Below are 21,419 nucleotides of genomic sequence, written 5' to 3'. Positions count from 1 at the left end.
TAAGCCGGCAACATCCGGGCTTATACCCAGGGCAAGGGACTATAGAACTGCTGAATGCGGGAAGCGGGTTCCGGCGAATGACCGCTAGGTCATTCGCCGCCGCATGCGCTCAGAGCCTGTCCAGCATCTCGCGAGCTGGGCGGGGAAGCGGAGCTGACGAGCGGCACATGAGCACTTCAAAGCCGTCATACCGCGCCGCGCAGCGGATCATGAACAGGCTCTCAGAGCGGCCTGGCCAAGCGCCCGCTCATCTCGGCCAGGGCGCCGACCCAGGCGGGGTGGTCGTTGAGGCAGGGAATCAGCACCAGGTCCTCGCCGCCGGCACTGATGAACTGCTCGCGGCCGCGCATGCCGATTTCCTCCAGAGTCTCGATGCAGTCGGCGACGAACGCCGGGCACATCACCAGCAGGCGCTTCACCCCACGCTGCACCAGTTCGTCGAGCTTGGCGTCGGTATAGGGCTCGATCCACTTGGCGCGCCCCAGGCGCGACTGGAACGCCACCGACCAGCGCCCCTGCTCCAGGCCGGCGCGCTCGGCGAAGGCCTCGGCGGTGCGCAGGCACTGGCTGCGGTAGCAGAGGGCGAGGGCTTCGGGGCTGACGTTGCGGCTGTTCTCGGCCAGCAGGTCGTGGGCAGGATCCTTCACCAGCTTGCGGATGTGCCGCTCGGGCAAGCCATGGAAGCTCAGCAACAGATGGTCGTGGGGCTGCTGCAGGTACGGACGCACGCTTTCCACCAGGGCATCGAGGTAGACCGGCTGGTCGTAGAACGGCGGCAGCGTGCTGACCTCCAGGCCCAGGCGATGGGCGGCGATCACCCGACGCACCTCTTGTTCGGCGGTGGTCGTGGTGCTGTCGGCGAACTGCGGATACAGCGGCGCCAGGGTCACCCGCCGGATACCACGGCGCGCCAGGTCGAGCAGGACCTTCTCGATGGCCGGCTGGCCGTAGCGCATCGCCAGTTCCACCGGTCCATGCGGCCAGTGCGGCTTCATCGCTTCCTGCAGGCGACGACTGAGGACGATCAGTGGCGACCCTTCGTCCCACCAGATCGAGCTGTAGGCGTGCGCCGATTCGGCCGGACGCTTGATCAGGATCAGCGACACCAGCAGGCGCCGCAGCGGCCAGGGTAGGTCGACCACGTAGGGATCCATGAGGAACTGGTCGAGATAGCGGCGGACATCCTCCACCCGGGTCGAATCCGGGGAGCCCAGGTTGAGCAACAGCAGGGCATTCTCGGTCATGCCTGATCCTTTCGTCGGGCGTCCAGGACATCGGCCAGCGCCACGTCCAGGTCGGTGAATTGAAAACGGTAGCCGGCGTCCTGCAAGCGTTGCGGCAAGGCTCGCTGGCCGCCGAGCAGCAATCCGGACATTTCTCCCAGCCCGAGGCGCAGGACGAACCCGGGGGTCGGTATCCGCGCCGGCTTGTGCAGCGCCCGGCCCAGGGCCTTGGCGAAATCGCGGTTGCGCGCCGGGTTGGGAGCGCACGCATTATAGGGACCGCTGGCATCGGGCCGCCGCAAAAGAAAATCGATCAGCTCGATTTGATCCTCGATATGAATCCACGGCATCCATTGCCGGCCGTCACCCAGCGGTCCACCCAGGCCTAGCCGGTAGAGCGGCAACAGGCGCTCGAGGAAACCGCCCTCGGGGGCCAGCACCAGGCCGGTGCGCAGCAGCACGACACGGGTGCCGAGCTTCTCCGCCTCGCGGGCGATCTGCTCCCAGGCGAGGCATAGCTCGCTGGCGAAATCCTCGCCGGCCGCCGCCCCCTCCTCGGTCACCGGGCGCTCGCCGCTGTCGCCATACCAACCCACCGCAGAACCCGATAACAGAAGGTCCGGGCGCTGCTCGCGAGCGTCCAGCCATTCCACCAGGCGCTCGGTAAGGCGTACCCGGCTTTCCCACAGCAGCGCCTTGCGCTTGTGGCTCCAGGGTTTGTCCGCGATCGGCTCGCCGGCCAGGTTGACCACCGCGTCGAGCGGCTGGTCGCCGTACTCGTCGAAACGATCGATGCCGCGCACGCCGGCGCCGCACAGCGATTCCACCTGCTGCGGCCGCCGGCTGAACACGGTCAGCCGGTGCCCGGCCTGTCGCCAGCGGGCGCACAGGCGGCGTCCCATCAGGCCGGTACCGCCGGTCAAGAGAATGTGCATGGCTGTCTCCTCGTTTTGCCTGCGTGCCCTTTCAGTCTGGACCCTGGACATCGATCTGCCCGATGACCGTGCATCCTCCCCCCATTCCGGCGTTATCCTGTGAATGGAAGATCCGTCGGCTCCGGCCGGGGAACCCTGGCGTCGTTTTCGACTCAGCCAAGGAACAGGGCTTGCATCGCATTGGTGCCTTAGTGAACGGCGCCAGCCGTCTATTCTTCAGATAACTCGGTTGATACTTCCGAACGGAACGTCTGAAGGTTCGACAGGCCAGGAAGCGAGCCGTGCGCCGCAAGCGCGCCATCGGCGCGACGCAAGGTGCGCCTCGAAGCACGCGCAACACTGTACATTAAATCAAACTTGTACAAGAAACCTGATTCGCCTGTCCAGACGCTACACAACCAGAGAGGCATGTCATGAGCGTCCCCATCGCCATCATCGGTACTGGCATCGCCGGGCTTTCCGCCGCCCACGCATTGAGATCCGCCGGCCAGACCGTACAACTGTTCGACAAGGGCCACGGCAGCGGCGGCCGCATGGCCAGCAAGCGCAGCGAGGCCGGCACGCTGGACCTCGGCGCGCAATACTTCACCGCCCGCGACCGGCGCTTCCTCGACGCCTTGCAACACTGGCGCGAGGAAGGCTGGGTGGACGAGTGGAAACCCGCTCTCTACCAATACCGCGACGGCCAACTGAGCCCCTCCCCGGACGAGCAGCCACGCTGGGTCGGCATCCCACGGATGAGTGCGATCACCCGCGCCCTGCTCACCGATCTGCAAGTGGTCTTCTCCTGCCGCATCACCGAAGTCTTCCGCGGCAAGCAGCACTGGCACCTGCAGGACGCCGAGGGACAGAACCACGGTCCGTTCAACCAGGTCCTGATCGCCATCCCCGCTCCCCAGGCCACGCCGCTGCTGGCCAGCGTGCCGAAACTGGCGGCCACCGCCGCGAGCGTGGTCATGGAGCCGACCTGGGCGGTGGCGCTGGGCTTCCGCGAGGTACTCGACACCCCGGTGCAGGGCTGCTTCGTGCACGGCAGTCCGATCGCCTGGCTGGCCTGCAATCGCAGCAAGCCGGGGCGCGACACCGCCCTCGACACCTGGGTGCTGCACGCCACCAGCCAGTGGAGCCGGCAGCACATCGACATGGCCAAGGAGGACGTGGTCGAGCACCTGCGCTGCGCCTTCGCCGAAGTGATCGGCTGCGCCGTACCGGAAGCCGCCTTCAGCATCGCCCACCGCTGGCTCTATGCACGCCCGGCGGAGGCTCACCAGTGGGGCGCCCTCGGCGATCCCGACCTGGGCATCTACGCCTGCGGCGACTGGTGCTCCAGCGGCCGCGTCGAAGGCGCCTGGCTCAGCGGCCAGGAAGCCGCGCGGCGCCTGCTGGAACATCTCTGAGGGGATCGGGCCGTCGCCTGGCGGCCCGATGTGACAAGAAAATACCTATACAAATACATTGACCTGTACAAGATAAGTTCTAGGATGTGTCGTATGACCGCCCGGCTGTCGAGCTGCGCGCGAACCTCCTTTCCCCTCGGGAGACGACACCGATGCACGAATCTCACCCTTCCCTGACGCCCCGACTCGGCATCAGCGCCTGCCTGCTCGGCGAACCGGTGCGCTTCAACGGCGGCCACAAGCGATCCGCGCTTTGCGAGGAACTGGCGCGACACGTCGAATTCGTCTCCTTCTGCCCGGAACAGGCCATCGGCCTGGGCACGCCGCGCCCGGCGATTCGCCTGGAAGGCACTCCGGCAGCCGCCGAGGCGCGGAGCCGCGACGGCCTGGTGGTCGGCGGAGCGCTCGCCGAATATGCGCGGCGAGTGGCGCAACGGGCGGATGCGCTGGACGGGTTCATCTTCATGCAACGTTCGCCGTCCTGCGGGCTGCAACGGGTCAAGGTCTACCCTGAAGGCGGCGGCGCGCCGCGCGCCGAAGGCCGTGGACGCTTCGCCGCAGCCCTTTGCGAAGCCTTGCCGGAGCTACCGGTGGAAGAAGAAGGCCGGCTGCACGATCCGGTCCTGCGGGAGAACTTCCTCACCCGCGTGTTCGCCCATGCCCACTGGCAGGCCTTGTGCCAGCGCGGCCTCAGCCATTCGGCCATCGTCGCCTTCCATAGCCGCTACAAGTACCAGTTGCTGGCGCATTCGCCGGAGCACTACCGCAGTCTCGGCCGCCTGCTCGGCGAAGCCGGCCACTACCAGCCGGAAGCCCTCGGCACGCGTTACTTCGGCGAGCTGATGCAGGGCCTGCGCCGCTGCGCGACCCGCGGCAGCCATGGCAACGTGTTGCTGCACCTGAGCGGCTACCTGAAACGCGACCTCGCAGCCGAAGACAGGCGTGAATTGCGCGAGCTGATCGAGCAATACCGGCATGGCAACGTGCCGCTGGTGGTACCGCTGACCCTGCTAAAGCACCACTTCCGTCGCCACCCGCATGCATACATCGCCCAGCAGGCCTACCTGCAACCGCACCCGACCGAACTCGGCCTGCGCAACGCGCTCTAGGATTTCCCGATGAACTCGCCCCACCTCGAACACGGCGGCCTGCCGATCCGCGAAGTCACTCGTCTGACCGGCGTCCATCCGGTCACCCTGCGCGCCTGGGAGCGCCGCTACGGCCTGGTGGTGCCGCAACGCACCGGCAAGGGTCACCGGCTCTACAGCGAAGAGCAGGTCGAGCGCATCCGCCGGATACTCGTCTGGCTCGAGCGTGGCGTCGCCATCAGCCAGGTGCGCGCGCTGCTGGAGCGTCCGGAGGAAACCCCGGCGGCGGATGTCGAATCCCCCTGGGAACGCCTGCACGAACAACTGCTGGACGCCATCGCCGCGCTGGCCGAGCGACGCCTCGACGATCTGTTCAACCAGGCCGCTTCGCTCTATCCGGTAGCGACCCTCTGCGAAAAGCTTCTGCAACCCTTGCTGCAGCACCTCGAACGACGCTGGCAGGGACAATTCGGCGCGCGCATGGAGCGGGCCTTCTTCTTCTCCTGGTTGCGCAGCAAGCTGGGCGCCCGCCTTTATCACCAGCAGCGGCTGCAACAGGGCGCGCCGCTGCTGCTGGTCAACCAGTCCGAGCTGTCGCTGGAACCGAACCTCTGGCTGTGCAGTTGGTTGCTCGGCAGCGGCGAGGTGCCGCTGCAGGTCTTCGACTGGCCGCTGCCACCGGCCGAACTGGCCCTGGCCTGCGAACGCCTGGAAGCTCGCGGCGTGTTGCTGTACGCCAGTCATCGCCTCAACCCGGAGCACCTGCCGCGCCTGCTGGCAGGGGTTAGCTGCCCGGTGGTGCTGGTCGGACCGGCCGTGGAGATCCAGCGCGAAGCCTTCGAAACCCTGGCGCTAGCCGGCCTGCTACTGGCGAGCACGCCCCTGGAAGCCCGCCGCCTGCTCGGCGAACGAGGCCTGTTGAACCCATGAACGGACTTCCGATGAACCTGGTCTGGTTTCGCTGCGACCTGCGAACCACCGATAACAGCGCGCTCCTCGCCGCCGCCGATGGGCGCCCTTGCGTGGCCCTCTACCTACTCAGCCCGGCGCAGTGGCGGGAACACGACGATGCGCCCTGCAAGGTCGACTTCTGGCTGCGCAACCTGGGCGAGCTGCAACGCCAGCTCGCCGCGCTGAACATCCCGCTGCTGGTGCGCGACTGCGGCCACTGGCGGCAAGCCCCGGAAGTCATCGGCCGGCTCTGCCGGGAGCTGGGAATCGGCGCGGTACACGTCAACCAGGAATACGGGGTGAACGAGGAACGCCGCGACCAGGCCGTCGGCCAACGCCTGCGCGAACAGGGCGTGGCCTTCCACAGCCACCTCGACCAGCTGTTCTTCGCCCCCGGCTCGGTGCTGACCCGAACTGGCGGCTATTTCCAGGTGTTCAGCCAGTTCCGCAAGGTCTGCCACGAACGGCTGTACCAGGCCCTGCCGGGTGTCCGCCCGCGTCCGCAGCCCCAACCACCGCACGCGCTGGCCAGCGACCCGCTGCCGGATGCCGTGCCCGCCTTCCCGCGGCCGGCCGATAGCTTGCGCCGCCTCTGGCCGGCAGGCGAAGAGGTAGCGCAGGAACGCCTGCGCGACTTCGCCGACCAGCACCTGGCCGACTACCATGAACGGCGCGACTTCCCGGCGCTTCCCGGCACCAGCCAACTGTCGCCCTACCTGGCCGCCGGCGTACTCTCGCCCAGGCAATGCCTGGACGCCGCGCTGGTTGCCAACCGCGGCGAGTTCAGCGGCGGCCAGCAAGGCGCCGCGACCTGGATCAACGAGCTGCTCTGGCGCGAGTTCTACAAGCACATCCTGGTCGGCTACCCACGGGTCTCCCGGCACCGCCCCTTCCGCGAGGAGACCGAAGCCCTGCGCTGGCGCCAGGCCCCGGCGGAACTCGAAGCCTGGCAACAGGGGCGCACCGGCATACCGATCATCGACGCGGCAATGCGCCAGTTGCTCGCCACCGGCTGGATGCACAATCGCCTGCGGATGGTGGTAGCGATGTTCCTCAGCAAGAACCTGCTGATCGACTGGCGCGAAGGCGAACGCTGGTTCATGCGCCACCTCATCGACGGTGACCTGGCGGCGAACAACGGCGGCTGGCAGTGGAGCGCATCCACCGGCACCGACGCGGTCCCCTACTTCCGCCTGTTCAATCCGCTCTCGCAGTCCGAACGCTTCGATCCACGCGGCGAGTTCATCCGCCACTGGCTGCCGGAACTGGCCGGCCTGGAGCGCAAGGCGATCCACGATCCGTCCAGCCTGGGGCTGTTCGCCGGGGTCGACTATCCACGGCCGATGGTCGACCTGAAGGCCAGCCGCGAACGGGCGCTGGCGGCTTTCCGCAACCTGCCGCCGCGCGATGGTCGCGCGTAGGGCGCGTCAGCGAGCTATCGCCTCCCGCCAAATGGCTCGCTCTTTCCATAGGGCGGCGCGGCGTGGCGGAAGAATCGCAGGCATGAAAAAGCCGGGATGAACCCGGCTTTTTTCGCCCGTGCCGACTAGATCGGGATCTTGTAGAACAGGCTGTAGGACTCAATACCGTCGTTCGGCTGTTTCAGGCCGGCGTTGGAATAGTGGATCGCCCGAACGCCGACCGACTGGCCGTTGGCGAACTTCAGGCCGGCGCCGATGCGGTCTTCGAAGTTCAGGGAGGAACCCAGGTTCTGGTCGCCGACACGGGTGCCGGAGAACGCCGCCACGCCGATACCGGCCTCGATGAATGGCTTGATCGAGTCGCCGGCGAACTCGTAGACGAATACCGGAGCGAACGACAGCGAATGCTTGCCGGCGCCTTCATCGCCACCTTCCCAATAGGTGTAGCCCGCATCCCAGTAGCCGGTCAGGCGCCCGGTGGAGGTCTGCCACCAGCTCTTGTCCCAATCCCAGCTCAGGCCCAGGCGATAGGTCATGCCCGACTGGCCGGTCGCACCGACGGCGGCCGAGACGTCCGCCGCCTGGGCGGAGGCCACGTGGACGGAGGAAAGTGCGGCCAGAACGGCCAGCGGAAGTAGTTTCTTCATTGAAACGTCCTTTTCGAAAGTTGCATGAAAGCCCCCGCATTCAAGCTGCGCATTATAAGAGCGCACTTACTAAAGCAGATACTAGACCAAACGCTTTAGTTCAAAAAATCGCTGTCACGTCTGCCAGGAACGACTAAACGACTAATTTTCCTACGCTTTCCGGGCTTCCCCAGAGGATCGGCAGGATCCTTTCCATCTCCTCCGGCAGCGCGCTGGTCCAGAAACGCGGCGTCGCGGCCTGGCCAGAGGCCAGTAGCGCCCGCGCCGACAATACGCGCTCCAGCTGCCGGGCGACAGCCGCTCCCGTATCGATCACCGCCATCTCCGCCGGGATCAGCTCGGCCAGCAGGGGTTTGACGAAGGGATAATGAGTACAGCCGAGGATCAGCGTATCGCAGCCCTGTTCGAGGATGGGCGCCAGCAGGCGTTCCAGCAGTGCCCGGGTTTGCGGCCCGTAGAGATCGCCGGCTTCGATGCGCTCGACCAGCCCCGGACAGGGCTGGGTGAAGACCTGTACGTCGCTGGCGAAGCGGTCGAGCAAGGCGGCGAAACGCGCGCTCTTCAGAGTTCCGGTGGTGGCCAGGACGCCGACCCGACCGTTGCGGGTGGCCGCCGCGGCCGGCTTCACCGCCGGCTCCATGGCCACCAGCGGCACCTGCGGATAACGTTCGCGCAATTCCGCCGCAGCCGCTGCCGTCGCGGTATTGCAGGCCAGTACCAGAGCCTTGGCGCCCTGCTCCAGAAGGAAATCACCGATCCGCTCGCAGCGTTCGCGGATGTACTCCGCGCTCTTCTCGCCGTAGGGCACATGGGCGTTGTCGGCGACGTAGAGCAACGATTCGGATGGCAGGCGCGCGCGAATCTCACGCAATACGCTGAGCCCGCCGACCCCGGAATCGAAAACGCCGACCGCGGCCGACTCAACCGCCATGGCGTTGCCCGCAGACGGCACAGGAAGGATCGCGACGCACCCGCAATTCGCGGAAGCGCGTGCCGAGGGCGTCCACCAGCAGCAGGCGGCCCACCAGCGGTTCGCCGAAACCGGCCAGCAGCTTGAGCGCCTCCAGCGCCTGCAGGCTACCGACCAGCCCCACCAGCGGACCGATCACGCCGGCCTCGCTGCAGGTCAGCTCGGCCTCGCTGCCGTGCCCGTAGAGGCAGTGGTAGCAGGGGCTTGCGTCGCGGCGGGTATCGAATACCGAAAGCTGGCCCTCGAGACGGATCGCCGCGCCGCTGACCAGCGGCTTGCCGGCGCGCACGCAGGCGACGTTGACCGCCTCGCGGGTGGCGAAGTTGTCGGTGCAGTCGAGCACCAGGTCGACCGCCGCCACGGCGGCATCGAGGGAGTCCTTGTCCAGCGCGGCGCTATGGCTGACCAGGCGGATCTGCGGATTCAGCGCGCCCAGCCGGCGCATCGCCGACTCCACCTTGCCGACACCGACGCTGGTGCCATCGTGGATGACCTGCCGTTGCAGGTTGGTCAGGTCGACCGTATCGAAATCCGCCAGGTGCAGCTCGCCGACCCCGGCCGCGGCCAGGTACAGCGCCACCGGCGAACCCAGGCCGCCAAGACCGACGATCAGTGCGCGGCTGCGCTTCAGGCGCAGCTGGCCCTCGACGTCGACCTGCGCCAGCAGGATCTGGCGACTGTAGCGCAGCAGTTCCTCGTCGCTCAGCATGCCCATTGTCCGAGAGTGATCCGCTCGTTGCCGCCGAGGTCGCGCAACGTATGTACCCCGGCGAAGCCGCGGGCGCCGAGCAGTTCGCGCACCGCCGCCCCTTGATCATAGCCGTGCTCGAGCAGCAACCAGCCTTCGTCCAGCAAATGCCGCGGCGCCTGGGCGACGATCTGGCGGATATCGTCGAGGCCATCGCTACCCGCGACCAGCGCGCTCTTCGGCTCGAAACGCACGTCGCCCTCGCTCAGGTGCGGATCGCTGGCAGGGATATACGGCGGATTGCCAACGATCATCCGGAAGCGCCGGCCATCGAGGGCGGAGAACCAGTGGCTGCGGCGCACCTCGACGTTCTCCAGGAGCAACCGCTGGCGATTGCGCTCGGCCAGCGCCACGGCCTCTTCCACACGGTCCACCGCAGTCACTGTCCATAGCGGCCGCTCGCTGGCCAGGGCCAGGGCGATGGCGCCGGTGCCGGTGCCCAGGTCGAGCACCGTAGCGGTGTCCGCCGCGAGGGTCGCCAGCGCGGTTTCCACCAGCAGTTCGGTGTCAGGGCGCGGGATCAGTGTGTGTGGCGCGACCTCCAGGTCCAGGCTCCAGAAGCCCTGGTGGCCAAGGATGTAGGCCACCGGTTCGCCGTTGCGCCGACGGGCGATCCAGTCGTCGAACCGCTCGTTGGCCTCGCGCGGCACGATGCGCTCCGGCCAGGTACGCAGGAAGCTGCGCGGCTTGCCCATCGCCGCCGCCAGCAGCAACTCGGTGTCGAGCCGGGCGCTGGGCGAATCGGGCAGTTGGGAATCCTTGAGAAGGGTACAGATAGTGGTCATGTTAGTCGCCCAGGGCCGCCAGTTGATCGGCCTGGTATTCCTGCAGCAACGGCTCGATCACCTGTTCCACCGCGCCCTCCATCACCTCGCCCAGGGAGTACAGGGTAAGGTTGATGCGATGGTCGGTGACCCGCCCTTGCGGGAAGTTGTAGGTACGGATGCGCTCCGAGCGGTCGCCCGAGCCCACCAGCAGCTTGCGCGTGCTGGCGATCGCCTGCTGCGCCGCGGCCTGCTGCTGGTCGTTGAGCTTGGCCGCCAGCCAGGCCATGGCCTTGGCGCGGTTCTTGTGCTGCGAGCGCTCTTCCTGGCACTCGACCACGATGCCGCTGGGAATGTGGGTGATGCGCACCGCCGAGTCGGTCTTGTTGACGTGCTGGCCGCCGGCGCCGGAGGAACGGTAGGTGTCCACCCGCAGGTCGGCCGGGTTGATCTCGATCGTTGCCTGTTCGTCCGGCTCCGGCAGCACCGCGACAGTGCAGGCGGAAGTGTGGATCCGGCCCTGGGATTCGGTTTCCGGCACCCGCTGCACGCGGTGCGCGCCGGACTCGAACTTGAGCTTGGCGTAGACGTTGTCGCCCTCGACCCGGGCAATCACTTCCTTGTAGCCACCGTGCTCGCCCTCGTTCTCCGACAGCGTCTCGACCCGCCAGCCCTGGCGCTCGGCGTAGCGCGAATACATGCGGAACAGGTCGCCGGAGAAGATCGCCGCCTCGTCGCCACCGGTGCCGGCACGGATCTCCAGGAACACGTTGCGGCTGTCGTTGGGATCCTTCGGCAGCAGCATGCGCTGCAGGCTGTCGCCGAGGGCGGCGAGGCGGCCGCGCGCTTCGGCGACCTCCTCCTCGGCAAGGTCGCGCAACTCCGGGTCGCTGTCCTTGAGCAACGCCTGGGCGCCCTCGAGATCGGCCTGCACCTTGCGGTAGTCGCGGAACGCCAGGATCACCGGTTCGACCTCGGCGTACTCGCGGGAATAGGCGCGGAAGCGGGTCTGGTCACTGATCACCTCGGCGTCGCCGAGCAGCGCCGTCAGTTCTTCGTAGCGATCGCTGAGGACATCCAGCTTTTTCAGCAGAGAAGCTTTCATGCAGGCATAGGTACCGGTCAGTGGCGCGGCGCGCCCTCGTCGAGGGCGAACAGCTCCTGGGCCAGGGCCAGCGCGTCGATGCGGCCCTCGGCGGACATTTTCTTCATCTGCACGCTGGGCGCGTGCAGCAGTTTGTTGGTCAGGCCGCGGGCCAACTGGGCCATCACCTCGGCCGGGTCGGCACCGTTGGCCAGTTGCCGCTGGGCCTTGCCCAGTTCTTCATCGCGCAGGCGCTCGGCCTGCTGCCGATAGGCGCGCAGCACGTCCACCGCAGCCAGTTCGCGCAGGCGCTGCATGAACTCGGCGACGCCGCTGCCGACCAGTTCCTCGGCGGCCTGGGCAGCGCCCTGGCGGCTCTTGAGATTCTCCGCCACTACTTCGTGGAGGTCGTCGACGCTATAGAGGTAGACGTCGTCCAGTTCGCCGACTTCCGGCTCGATGTCGCGCGGCACGGCGATGTCGACCATGAACATCGGCTTGTGCTTGCGCTGCTTCAGCGCGCGCTCCACGGCGCCCTTGCCGAGGATCGGCAACTGGCTAGCAGTGGAGCTGATGACGATATCGCTGTTGGCCAACTCCTCGGGTATCTCCGAAAGCAGCACCGCATGGGCGCCGAACTGCTCGGCGAGCAGGCTGGCGCGCTCCAGGGTGCGGTTGGCCACCACGATGCGCTTCACGCCTTGCTCGAACAGGTGGCGCGCGACCAGGGTGATGGTCTCGCCGGCGCCGATCAGCAGCGCCTGGCTGCGGTGCAGGTCGCTGAAGATCTGCTTGGCCAGGCTCACCGCGGCGAACGCCACGGACACCGGGTTCTCGCCGATGGCGGTATCGGTGCGGACGGTCTTCGCCGTACTGAAGGTGGCCTGGAACAGGCGGCCTAGCAGCGGACCGACGGTGCCGGCCTCGCGCGCGACGGCGTAGGCCGACTTCATCTGGCCGAGGATCTGCGGCTCGCCGAGGACCATCGAGTCGAGGCCGGAGGCCACGCGCATCATGTGGCGCACCGCGTCTTCGTCCTGGTGCACATAGGCGCAGGCGCGCAACTCGTCGAGAGTCAGGCGATGGTAGTCCGCCAGCCAGGCGAGCACGTCGTCCGCGGTCGGATGGTCGATCTCCAGGTAGAGTTCGCTCCGGTTGCAGGTCGACAGGATGGCCGCCTCGCGGCTGGTGGTCAGGCGGCAGAGCTGCTGCAGCGCCTCGACCATCTGTTCCGGAGTGAAAGCCACGCGCTCGCGGACAGCCACCGAGGCGGTCTTGTGATTGATGCCGAGGGCAATGAAGGCCATGCAGGATCGCTGAGCTAATCGGGGAAACGCGCAATTCTCCTACTTCGCCAAGGGCAGGACAACCATTGCCGATGTATTGACCCCATAGACAGCTTCGTCGACGCCCGTCCCGGCCCCCTTGGGCTTGCCGGACGGCTTATGTCATGATGGCGCCACCCTCGCAGGTTCAAGGCCGGCTTTCTTCCTCTATGAACAAATCCCTTGCGCTGCTGACCGTCACGCTGCTGCTCGGCGGCTGCCAGTCACTTATCCACAAGACTCCCGATGGCACCCCGCCGGTGGAAGACACCGCGGTCGAGACCAAGGCCAAGCCGGAAAAGTACGGCTCCTTCAGCGAGGACAGCCTGTATTCGCTGCTGGTGGCCGAACTGGCCGGGCAGCGCAACCGCTTCGACATCGCCCTGAGCAACTATGTGGTGCAGGCGCAGAAAACCCGCGACCCCGGGGTTTCCGAGCGCGCCTTCCGCATCGCCGAATACCTCGGCGCCGACCAGGAAGCCCTCGACACCTCCCTGCTCTGGGCGCGCAGCGCGCCGGACAACCTCGATGCCCAACGCGCCGCCGCGATCCAGTTGGCCCGCGCCGGGCGCTACGAGGAGTCCATGGTGTACATGGAGAAGGTCCTCAACGGCCAGGGCGACACGCACTTCGACTTCCTCGCCCTGTCTGCCGCGGAGACCGACCCGGATACCCGCACCGGCCTGCTGCAGAGCTTCGACCACCTGTTGAAGAAATACCCGAACAACGGCCAGTTGCTGTTCGGCAAGGCCCTGCTGCTGCAACAGGACGGCCGCCCGGACGAAGCCCTGACCCTGCTCGAGGACAACTCCGCAAGCCGCCACGAAGTCGCCCCGCTGCTGCTCCGCTCGCGCCTGTTGCAGAGCATGAAGCGCAGCGACGAGGCCCTGCCGCTGCTCAAGGCCGGGATCAAGGAACACCCGGACGACAAGCGCGTGCGCCTCGCCTACGCGCGCCTGCTGGTGGAGCAGAACCGCCTGGACGACGCCAAGGCCGAGTTCGCCGGACTGGTCCAGCAATTCCCCGACGACGACGACCTGCGTTTCTCCCTGGCGCTGGTCTGCCTGGAAGCCCAGGCCTGGGACGAAGCCAGGATCTACCTGGAAGAACTGGTCGAGCGCGACAGCCACGTCGACGCCGCCCACTTCAACCTCGGCCGCCTCGCCGAGGAACAGAAGGACACCGCGCGCGCCCTCGACGAGTACGCCCAGGTCGGCCCGGGCAATGACTTCCTCCCGGCGCAACTGCGCCAGACCGACGTCCTGCTCAAGGCCGGTCGCGTCGACGAAGCCGCCCAGCGCCTGGACAAGGCGCGCAGCGAGCAACCCGACTACGCCATCCAGCTGTACCTGATCGAAGCCGAGGCGCTGTCCAACAACGACCAGCAGGAAAAGGCCTGGCAGGCCATCCAGGAGGGTCTGAAGCAGTACCCGGAGGACCTCAACCTGCTCTACACCCGCTCGATGCTGGCGGAGAAGCGTAACGACCTGGCGCAGATGGAAAAGGACCTGCGCTTCGTCATCGCCCGCGAGCCGGACAACGCCATGGCCCTCAACGCCCTCGGCTACACCCTGGCCGACCGCACTACCCGCTACACCGAGGCGCGCGAGCTGATCCTCAAGGCGCACAAGCTGAACCCGGACGACCCGGCGATCCTCGACAGCATGGGCTGGATCAACTATCGCCAGGGCAAGCTGGCGGACGCCGAGCGCTACCTGCGCCAGGCGCTGCAGCGCTACCCCGACCACGAGGTCGCCGCGCACCTGGGCGAAGTCCTCTGGGCCCAGGGGCGCCAAGACGACGCCCGAGCCATCTGGCGCGAATACCTCGACAAGCAGCCCGACAGCGACGTGCTGCGCCGCACCATCAAGCGCCTGACCGGCGCCGAGACTCCTTGAAACCATGCGTCTACGTCTTTTCCTCGCCGCCTCCGCGCTGGCCCTGCTCAGCGGCTGCGCCGGCCTGACCTCCCACGAAGCCCTGGAAGGCCAGGGCGATGCGCAGACCTGGAAAACCCACAAGCAGCAACTCAGCGAGCTGGATGCCTGGCAGATCGACGGCAAGGTCGGCATCCGCGCCCCGCGCGACTCCGGCAGCGGCACCCTGTTCTGGCTGCAGCGCCAGGGCTACTACGACATCCGCCTGTCCGGCCCGCTCGGCCGCGGCGCAGCACGCCTGACCGGGCGTGAAGGCGCGGTGAGCCTGGAAGTCGCCGGGCAGGGCCGCTACCAGGCGGAGTCCCCGGAAGCCCTGCTGGAAGAACAACTAGGCTGGCGCCTGCCGGTCTCGCACCTGCTCTGGTGGGTACGCGGCCTCCCGGCGCCGGACAGCAAGAGCCGCCTGACCCTCGACGCCGACAGTCGCCTGGCGCGCCTGGAACAGGACGGCTGGCAGATCGAATACACCCGCTACGCCGAACAGAACGGCTACTGGCTACCCGAGCGCCTGAAGCTGCACGGCCAGGACCTCGACGTCACCCTGGTGATCAAGGACTGGCAGCCGCGCCAGCTCGGCCGCTGACATGAGCGTGCGCCTCAGCCTGCCAGCCCCGGCCAAGCTCAATCTGTTCCTGCATATCCTAGGCCGCCGCGACGATGGCTATCACGAGTTGCAGACCCTGTTCCAATTCCTCGACCACGGCGACGAGCTGCATTTCGAAGCCCGCCAGGACGACCAGGTACGCCTGCACACGGAAATCGCCGGGGTGCCGCACGACAGCAACCTGATCGTGCGCGCCGCGCGCGGGCTGCAGGAAGCCTCCGGCAGCCCGCAAGGCGTCGACATCTGGCTGGACAAGCGCTTGCCCATGGGGGGCGGCATCGGCGGCGGCAGCTCCGACGCCGCCACGACGCTCCTGGCCTTGAACCATCTCTGGCAACTCGGCTGGGACGAGGACCGCATCGCCGCCCTGGGCCTGCGCCTGGGCGCCGACGTGCCGGTCTTCACCCGCGGACGCGCGGCTTTCGCCGAGGGCGTGGGCGAAAAGCTCACCCCGGTGGACATCCCGGAGCCCTGGTATCTCGTCTTGGTTCCGCAAGTACTTGTCAGCACAGCAGAAATTTTTTCAGATCCACTGTTGACACGCGATTCTCCCGCCATTAAAGTGCGCACCGTTCTCGAGGGGGACAGCCGAAACGACTGTCAGCCGGTAGTCGAGAGGCGTTACCCAGAAGTTCGTAACGCTTTGATCTTGCTAAACAAATTTGTTTCAGCTAGATTAACCGGCACTGGAGGTTGTGTGTTTGGGAGCTTCCCAAACAAAGCTGAAGCTGATAAAGTCTCGGCCCTTCTTCCAGACCACCTTCAGAGGTTCGTCGCCAAAGGAAGCAACGTCTCGATGTTGCACCGGAAGCTGGAAACTCTGGTCTGAGAAAGGAATGCCGAAACGGCATTCGAGCAATACCACAGGGGCGTCGCCAAGCGGTAAGGCAGCAGGTTTTGATCCTGCCATGCGTTGGTTCGAATCCAGCCGCCCCTGCCATTTTCCTCTTCTGTATTTCATCCGGATCCCTTCGGTCGACACAGGTACCTGTAGCGTGTCCAAGATGATGGTCTTCACGGGGAACGCTAACCCCGATCTTGCACGACGCGTCGTGCGTCAGCTGCACATTCCTCTTGGCGATGTTTCAGTTGGCAAATTCTCCGATGGCGAAATCAGCGTCGAAATCAACGAAAACGTCCGCGGCAAGGACGTATTCCTGATTCAGCCGACCTGCGCGCCGACCAACGACAACCTGATGGAACTGGTGGTGATGGCCGATGCCTTCCGCCGCTCCTCGGCCACTCGTATCACCGCTGTCATCCCCTACTTCGGCTATGCCCGCCAGGATCGCCGTCCGCGCTCCGCCCGCGTGGCCATCAGCGCCAAGGTAGTGGCCGACATGCTGACCGTCGTCGGGGTCAACCGTGTCCTCACGGTCGACCTGCACGCGGATCAGATCCAGGGCTTCTTCGATATCCCGGTAGACAACATCTACGGTTCCCCCGTGCTGGTGGACGATATCGAAGACCAGCGCTTCGAGAACCTGATGATCGTCTCCCCGGACATCGGCGGCGTGGTGCGCGCGCGCGCCGTGGCCAAGTCCCTGGGCGTGGACCTTGCGATCATCGACAAGCGTCGTCCCAAGGCCAACCAGTCCGAAGTGATGCACATCATCGGTGACGTCGAAGGCCGTACCTGCGTACTGGTAGACGACATGGTCGATACCGCCGGCACCCTCGGTCACGCCGCCAAGGCACTGAAAGAGCACGGCGCCGCCAAGGTCATCGCCTACTGCACCCACCCGGTGCTGTCCGGCCGTGCCATCGAGAACATCGAGAAATCCGTACTGGACGAGCTGGTGGTGACCAACACCATCCCGCTGTCCGCCGCTGCCCAGGCCTGTGGCCGCATCCGCCAGCTGGACATCGCTCCGGTCGTTGCGGAAGCCATGCGCCGGATCAGCAACGAAGAATCGATCAGCGCGATGTTCCGCTGAGGCCCAGCCTCGGCGAACGCGCCTGAACGAAAACGCCCCGCTCCGGCGGGGCCTTTGAAATCGCCCGAACGCTGGTCGCAAGCGTTCGGGCGCATTGTTATTTTTGGAGATACACAATGGTCGACTTTATTCTGAATGCCCAAGTGCGTTCCGATCTGGGGAAAGGTGCGAGCCGCCGCCTGCGTCGTAACGCCGGTCTGGTTCCTGCTGTCGTTTACGGCGGCGACAAAGAGCCCCAGTCCGTAACCCTGGAACTGCGCGAAATCGCCAAGCTCCTGGAAAACGAGGCTGCCTTCAGCCACGTGATCGCCCTGAACGTTGGCGGCGCCAAGGAAACCGTACTGATCAAGGCCCTGCAGCGCCATCCGGCGAAAGGCTTCGTGATGCACGCCGACTTCCTGCGCGTGGTCGCCGACCACAAGCTGACCGCCCACGTACCGCTGCACTTCATCAACGAAGAAGTAGCCGTTGGCGTCAAGCAATCCGGTGGCGAGATCTCCCACACCATCTCCGAAGTCGAAGTTTCCTGCCTGCCGAAAGACCTGCCGGAATTCATCGAAGTCGACATGGCCAAGGTCGAGCTGGGCCAGATCGTTCACCTGTCGGACCTCAAGGCTCCGAAAGGCGTCGAGCTGGTACAACTGGCCCACGGCAACGACCTGGCCGTTGCCAACATCCACGCTTCCCGCGTGGTGAAGGAAGAAGGTAGCGAAGAAGGCGCCGCCGAGTAATTCATTACTCGATCGCCTTTTTATAGAGAGGGGCTCCCGTCGTGACTGCCGTACAACTGATCGTTGGCCTGGGAAACCCGGGTCCTGAATACGACCAGACCCGGCATAACGCGGGGGCCCTTTTCGTTGAGCGCCTGGCGCATGCCCAGGGCGTCAGCCTCGTGGCTGACCGCAAGTATTTCGGCCTGGTCGGCAAGTTCAGCCACCAGGGCAAGGACGTTCGTCTGTTGATCCCGACTACCTACATGAACCGCAGCGGCCAGTCCGTGGCGGCGCTGGCGGGATTCTTCCGGATCGCCCCGGACGCCATCCTGGTGGCCCACGACGAACTCGACATGCCCCCTGGCGTCGCCAAGCTCAAGACCGGCGGTGGACACGGCGGGCACAACGGGTTGCGCGATATCATCGCCCAGCTCGGCAATCAGAATTCTTTCCATCGCCTGCGGCTTGGCATCGGCCATCCGGGGCACAGCAGCCTGGTTTCCGGTTACGTGCTCGGCCGCGCCCCGCGCAGCGAGCAGGAACTGCTCGACACCAGCATCGACTTCGCCCTCGGCGTGCTGCCGGAAATGCTCGCCGGGGACTGGACCCGGGCGATGCAGAAGCTGCACAGCCAGAAGGCCTGAACCACTTTTCTAGCGCCTGTCTGAGCGCGAGGGACATAGCATGGGATTCAACTGCGGCATCGTCGGCCTGCCCAACGTCGGCAAGTCCACCCTGTTCAACGCCCTGACCAAATCCGGTATCGCGGCGGAAAACTTCCCGTTCTGCACCATCGAGCCGAACAGCGGCATCGTGCCGATGCCCGACGCGCGCCTGAACGCCCTGGCCGAGATCGTCAAGCCCGAGCGCGTACTGCCGACCACCATGGAATTCGTCGACATCGCCGGCCTGGTGGCGGGTGCCTCCAAGGGTGAGGGTCTGGGCAACAAGTTCCTCGCCAACATCCGCGAGACCGACGCCATCGCCCACGTGGTGCGCTGCTTCGAAGACGACAACGTGATCCACGTGTCCAACAGCGTCGACCCCAAGCGCGACATCGAGATCATCGACCTCGAACTGATCTTCGCCGACCTCGACAGCTGCGAGAAGCAACTGCAGAAAGTCGCCCGCAACGCCAAGGGCGGCGACAAGGAAGCCCTGGCCCAGAAGGCCCTGCTGGAAAAGCTCATCCCCCACTTCACCGAGGGCAAGCCGGCGCGTTCGCTGCTGAAGAACCTCGGTGACGAGGAGAAGCGCCTGGTACGCAGCTTCCACCTGCTGACCAGCAAGCCAGTGATGTACATCGCCAACGTCGCCGAGGACGGCTTCGAGAACAACCCGCACCTGGATGTGGTAAAGGCCATCGCCGAGGAAGAAGGCGCGGTGGTGGTGCCGGTGTGCAACAAGATCGAAGCCGAGATCGCCGAGCTGGAAGACGGCGAAGAGAAGGACATGTTCCTCGAGTCCCTCGGTCTCGAGGAACCCGGCCTGAACCGTGTGATCCGTGCCGGCTACGGCCTGCTCAACCTGCAGACCTACTTCACCGCCGGGGTGAAGGAAGTCCGCGCCTGGACCGTCCGCGTCGGCGCCACCGCCCCGCAGGCCGCCGGCGTGATCCACACCGACTTCGAGAAAGGCTTCATCCGCGCCGAAGTGGTCGCCTACGACGACTTCATCCAGTTCAAGGGCGAACAGGGCGCCAAGGAAGCCGGTAAATGGCGCCTGGAAGGCAAGGACTACATCGTCAAGGACGGCGACGTGATGCATTTCCGCTTCAACGTGTAATCCCCTTCCCGTCCCAGGAAAGCCCCGGCCAAGCGCCGGGGCTTTTCGTTCCTGCCCCTCCCCATCGCCCTCTCTCCGGCGATCCGACCCCTTCCGTCTAAACGATTGAAAGATCAGAAAATTATCTAGGCCCAGGGGTTGACAGCCCCGCCCGAGATACGGAAAATGCGCGCCACTCGGCTACATAGCTCAGTCGGTTAGAGCGCAGCATTCATAATGCTGATGTCCCAGGTTCAAGTCCCGGTGTAGCCACCATATTTTTCAAGGGGTTAGCGCAAGCTAACCCCTTTTCTTTTGCCTGTGGTGACTACAAAGTGACTACAGCTTGTCCACCTCGACACCTTTACCCTTGAGTTCATGGCGCAACGCCAGTAGCTGAAGCCTAGAAAGCTCAAGCTGATTCTCGGCGATCTGATCAGCGACTTTCTGTTGCTTGCGTATCCAGAACGCAAAGCCAATGAAGCCTCCCACAGTACCAATCAGTACCAGAGCGACAGAAAACTTAACGAGCGCCTTTCGGTTTTCTACTGCGATTTCAATCCTTCTTTCCAACATCTCCTTTCTAGCGACCTGTCCAGCATTTGGCTTTTCTAAGCTTTGCAGTGAAGCAAGCTCGCCCCAGTTCTCGTAAACCACCGCATTTGAGCTCTCGCTGGCATAGAAGGTTAGATAAAAAGCCCCGATAAGAATGGTCATAGAGAAGAGCGCGACAAACTTGTACAGGCTATCCGTGGGAAGCGGGATTTTGTTTTCCATGCAAAACCTCGAACGTTTTATGTCCGTGAAGTATGCCCGGATTCGATCAAGAAAGCGGTTGATCATGGTCTGAAAGATACCCGCACTGTGTAAGGGGAGAGAGTCGAAGTGCCGACTCCAAATGTTCCGGCGACAGATGCGCATACCGCATAGTCATGGTGATCGAGGAGTGACCGAGGATCCGCTGTAGGGCCAGGATGTCCCCTCCTCCCATCATGTAGTGGCTGGCGAAGGTATGGCGGAGAATGTGGGTCATCTGGCCCGGCGTCTGGAACCCGCAACGTTGATAGGCGCAGCGGAACGCGGCGCGGCAAGACATGAACAGGCGGCCAGATCCAGGCATGCCCACCTTGAATATCAACCTCTCCAACTCGTCCGGGATCGGCACTGATCGGCTCTGCCGATTCTTGGTCCGGTGATAGTGCACCTTGCCGCCATGCACAGCGCCCCGTGTCAGGCTTTCCGCCTCTTCCCAGCGGGCTCCCGTGGCGAGACACAACAGCGCGACCGGATAGGTATGGTTGTTCATGCTGGCCTTGCACTCTTCCAGCAGTCGAGCGACCTGATCCAGGGACAGAAACGTCAGTTCGACCTGATCCGTCTTGATTTGCCGGACCTTGCCCAGCGGGTTTTCCTTGTGCCAGGAGCCCAGGCGAATCAGTTCAGAGAAGACCGCCGACAAGTAGCGTTGCTCGTGATTGACCGTCTCAGGCTTCACCTCGGTCAAGCGACGTTGCCGGTAGCGTGCCCACGCCAACGAATCGAACTCGAACGCCAGAGGGTTCCCTAGCCGCTTCGCCAGCGCCTCACAGCGCGCCAAGCGTTGCTTGCCATCCTTCAAGGTGCAGCCGTGGAGGTCATACCAAACCTTCACCAGATCGGAGAGACGGTCATCCAGCGGTCGGCCCGTCTCGCCCTTCACGGCGAAAAAATCCTGCTCATAGCGAATCGCGGCAGACTTGGTGGCGAAGCCTTTCTTGCGAATCCTGCGCCCGGAACGACCATTCTCATAGAAGTCAGCCGTCCACGTCTTGCCGTCCTTGCGTACCGTCATATCGCATATCCCTTGCGCAGATAGCGATCACACATGAGCTTGTGGATATGCCTTTCCAGATCGCGACGAGTCCAACCCTT

At 65.1% G+C, this 21,419-nt stretch carries 22 protein-coding genes and 2 tRNA genes; 13 read left to right on the top strand and 11 right to left on the bottom strand.

Annotation, left to right across the window (positions count from 1 at the left end; all coding sequences use genetic code 11):
• Positions 1-221: 221 nt before the first annotated feature.
• Entirely contained in the window at positions 222-1,244 is a 1,023-nt protein-coding gene (gene hemH / locus HMPREF2924_RS21060; protein WP_003094982.1) for a ferrochelatase, read from the bottom strand.
• Positions 1,241-2,158, bottom strand: coding sequence for a TIGR01777 family oxidoreductase (locus tag HMPREF2924_RS21055; RefSeq protein ID WP_003135111.1), 918 nt, complete (start codon positions 2,156-2,158; stop codon positions 1,241-1,243). The genes hemH and HMPREF2924_RS21055 overlap by 4 nt, the downstream gene beginning before the upstream one ends.
• Before the next feature lie 413 nt (positions 2,159-2,571).
• Here HMPREF2924_RS21055 and HMPREF2924_RS21050 point away from each other — a divergent pair, with 413 nt between their 5' ends.
• From HMPREF2924_RS21050 to phrB, 4 genes are all read left to right on the top strand, one after another.
• Positions 2,572-3,555 (top strand): NAD(P)/FAD-dependent oxidoreductase, encoded by a 984-nt coding sequence (locus tag HMPREF2924_RS21050; protein ID WP_003094987.1) that lies wholly within the window; start codon positions 2,572-2,574, stop codon positions 3,553-3,555.
• 152 nt (positions 3,556-3,707) lie between these two features.
• Complete coding sequence (locus HMPREF2924_RS21045) at positions 3,708-4,664, top strand: YbgA family protein (RefSeq protein WP_023094965.1); 957 nt, start codon at positions 3,708-3,710, stop codon at positions 4,662-4,664.
• A gap of 9 nt (positions 4,665-4,673) precedes the next feature.
• The gene (locus HMPREF2924_RS21040) at positions 4,674-5,573 is read left to right on the top strand and encodes a MerR family transcriptional regulator (RefSeq protein ID WP_003135124.1); all 900 of its coding nucleotides are present in this window, start codon (positions 4,674-4,676) and stop codon (positions 5,571-5,573) included.
• Entirely contained in the window at positions 5,570-7,015 is a 1,446-nt protein-coding gene (gene phrB / locus HMPREF2924_RS21035) for a deoxyribodipyrimidine photo-lyase (protein WP_003135126.1), read from the top strand. The genes HMPREF2924_RS21040 and phrB overlap by 4 nt, the downstream gene beginning before the upstream one ends.
• Positions 7,016-7,140: 125 nt before the next feature.
• Here phrB and pagL read toward each other — a convergent pair whose 3' ends face one another.
• The 6 genes from pagL to hemA all read right to left on the bottom strand — a co-directional run bounded on the left by pagL (position 7,141) and on the right by hemA (position 12,535).
• Positions 7,141-7,662, bottom strand: coding sequence for a lipid A 3-O-deacylase (gene pagL, locus HMPREF2924_RS21030; protein ID WP_003099307.1), 522 nt, complete (start codon positions 7,660-7,662; stop codon positions 7,141-7,143).
• 133 nt (positions 7,663-7,795) lie between these two features.
• Positions 7,796-8,593 carry a glutamate racemase gene (gene murI / locus HMPREF2924_RS21025; protein ID WP_003099300.1) on the bottom strand — a complete coding sequence of 266 codons (798 nt, stop codon included), beginning with the start codon at positions 8,591-8,593 and terminating at the stop codon, positions 7,796-7,798.
• Positions 8,583-9,341: a molybdopterin-synthase adenylyltransferase MoeB gene (locus HMPREF2924_RS21020; RefSeq protein WP_003135128.1), complete on the bottom strand. Its 759-nt coding sequence runs from the start codon at positions 9,339-9,341 to the stop codon at positions 8,583-8,585. The genes murI and HMPREF2924_RS21020 overlap by 11 nt, the downstream gene beginning before the upstream one ends.
• The gene (prmC, locus tag HMPREF2924_RS21015) at positions 9,335-10,165 is read right to left on the bottom strand and encodes a peptide chain release factor N(5)-glutamine methyltransferase (RefSeq protein ID WP_003114694.1); all 831 of its coding nucleotides are present in this window, start codon (positions 10,163-10,165) and stop codon (positions 9,335-9,337) included. The genes HMPREF2924_RS21020 and prmC overlap by 7 nt, the downstream gene beginning before the upstream one ends.
• Position 10,166: 1 nt before the next feature.
• Positions 10,167-11,249 carry a peptide chain release factor 1 gene (prfA, locus tag HMPREF2924_RS21010; protein ID WP_003094997.1) on the bottom strand — a complete coding sequence of 361 codons (1,083 nt, stop codon included), beginning with the start codon at positions 11,247-11,249 and terminating at the stop codon, positions 10,167-10,169.
• A gap of 17 nt (positions 11,250-11,266) precedes the next feature.
• Positions 11,267-12,535 (bottom strand): glutamyl-tRNA reductase, encoded by a 1,269-nt coding sequence (gene hemA, locus HMPREF2924_RS21005; protein ID WP_003095001.1) that lies wholly within the window; start codon positions 12,533-12,535, stop codon positions 11,267-11,269.
• 143 nt (positions 12,536-12,678) lie between these two features.
• Between hemA and lbcA the strand changes: the two genes are divergently transcribed.
• From lbcA to HMPREF2924_RS20960, 9 genes are all read left to right on the top strand, one after another.
• A complete protein-coding gene (lbcA, locus tag HMPREF2924_RS21000; protein WP_003135130.1) occupies positions 12,679-14,451 on the top strand; it encodes a proteolytic complex protein LbcA in 1,773 nt (590 codons plus the stop codon).
• A gap of 4 nt (positions 14,452-14,455) precedes the next feature.
• The gene (gene lolB, locus HMPREF2924_RS20995) at positions 14,456-15,073 is read left to right on the top strand and encodes a lipoprotein insertase outer membrane protein LolB (protein WP_003095005.1); all 618 of its coding nucleotides are present in this window, start codon (positions 14,456-14,458) and stop codon (positions 15,071-15,073) included.
• A 1-nt stretch (position 15,074) separates the two neighbouring features.
• Positions 15,075-15,923 (top strand): 4-(cytidine 5'-diphospho)-2-C-methyl-D-erythritol kinase, encoded by an 849-nt coding sequence (ispE, locus tag HMPREF2924_RS20990; protein WP_003135132.1) that lies wholly within the window; start codon positions 15,075-15,077, stop codon positions 15,921-15,923.
• A 36-nt stretch (positions 15,924-15,959) separates the two neighbouring features.
• Positions 15,960-16,034, top strand: a tRNA-Gln gene (locus tag HMPREF2924_RS20985).
• Positions 16,035-16,089: 55 nt separating this feature from the next.
• Positions 16,090-17,031 (top strand): ribose-phosphate pyrophosphokinase, encoded by a 942-nt coding sequence (locus HMPREF2924_RS20980; protein ID WP_003099281.1) that lies wholly within the window; start codon positions 16,090-16,092, stop codon positions 17,029-17,031.
• A 116-nt stretch (positions 17,032-17,147) separates the two neighbouring features.
• On the top strand, positions 17,148-17,762 hold the full coding sequence (locus HMPREF2924_RS20975) for a 50S ribosomal protein L25/general stress protein Ctc (protein WP_003095013.1): 615 nt from the start codon (positions 17,148-17,150) through the stop codon (positions 17,760-17,762).
• 41 nt (positions 17,763-17,803) lie between these two features.
• A complete protein-coding gene (gene pth / locus HMPREF2924_RS20970; protein WP_003099278.1) occupies positions 17,804-18,388 on the top strand; it encodes an aminoacyl-tRNA hydrolase in 585 nt (194 codons plus the stop codon).
• A 40-nt stretch (positions 18,389-18,428) separates the two neighbouring features.
• A complete protein-coding gene (gene ychF, locus HMPREF2924_RS20965) occupies positions 18,429-19,529 on the top strand; it encodes a redox-regulated ATPase YchF (RefSeq protein WP_003099270.1) in 1,101 nt (366 codons plus the stop codon).
• A 178-nt stretch (positions 19,530-19,707) separates the two neighbouring features.
• Positions 19,708-19,784: transfer RNA gene (locus HMPREF2924_RS20960), tRNA-Met, on the top strand.
• 63 nt (positions 19,785-19,847) lie between these two features.
• On the opposite strand, the gene HMPREF2924_RS20955 is transcribed toward HMPREF2924_RS20960, so the two are convergent.
• From HMPREF2924_RS20955 to HMPREF2924_RS36540, 3 genes are all read right to left on the bottom strand, one after another.
• Positions 19,848-20,285 (bottom strand): hypothetical protein, encoded by a 438-nt coding sequence (locus HMPREF2924_RS20955; protein WP_023094967.1) that lies wholly within the window; start codon positions 20,283-20,285, stop codon positions 19,848-19,850.
• Positions 20,286-20,331: 46 nt separating this feature from the next.
• Positions 20,332-21,339, bottom strand: coding sequence for a phage integrase (locus HMPREF2924_RS20950; RefSeq protein WP_003135135.1), 1,008 nt, complete (start codon positions 21,337-21,339; stop codon positions 20,332-20,334).
• Positions 21,336-21,419, bottom strand: an 84-nt coding sequence (locus tag HMPREF2924_RS36540) for a hypothetical protein (protein WP_256567970.1), incomplete at its 5' end; no start/stop codon positions are given. The genes HMPREF2924_RS36540 and HMPREF2924_RS20950, both read right to left, overlap by 4 nt.

The sequence above is a fragment of the Pseudomonas sp. HMSC063H08 genome (assembly GCF_001813645.1).
Lineage (GTDB): Bacteria > Pseudomonadota > Gammaproteobacteria > Pseudomonadales > Pseudomonadaceae > Pseudomonas > Pseudomonas aeruginosa.
Note: the sequence above shows the minus strand (reverse complement) of the source record. Positions and strands in the feature narration are given on the sequence as shown.